This is a genomic window from Lysinibacillus sp. GbtcB16 (genome assembly GCF_019091145.1).
Taxonomy (GTDB): domain Bacteria; phylum Bacillota; class Bacilli; order Bacillales_A; family Planococcaceae; genus Lysinibacillus; species Lysinibacillus fusiformis.
The window spans coordinates 1-237 of the sequence record NZ_JAGXJV010000847.1 but is presented as its reverse complement, the minus strand read 5'-3'; the positions used below and the strand labels follow the sequence as shown (position 1 = coordinate 237).

The 237-nt window shown below is 37.1% G+C and carries 1 pseudogene; it reads left to right on the top strand.

Annotated elements, in window-relative coordinates:
- Nucleotides 1–24 precede the first annotated feature (24 nt).
- Nucleotides 25–237: pseudogene (locus KVT27_RS26070) on the top strand (aldolase); the annotation flags it as partial.

The window sequence follows — 237 nt, the reverse complement described above, 5'->3', positions numbered from 1 at the left end:
AAACAATCCGATAAACCGGATGTTTTGATTACGATTGATGATTTATCTGAGTTATGGCTGGAAATAGCAGGTCAACCCAATCAATTTTTGGTGAGGGATAATCTAGTTATGTTTCAACTCCCTAACCTTGCTACGTTTGCTATAAGGGATGGAAATAGGATTAGTGTTTCTCCGATGAATGAAGCTGATGAAAATGAGATTAGGATTTATATTCTGGGGACTTGTATGGGCACTATA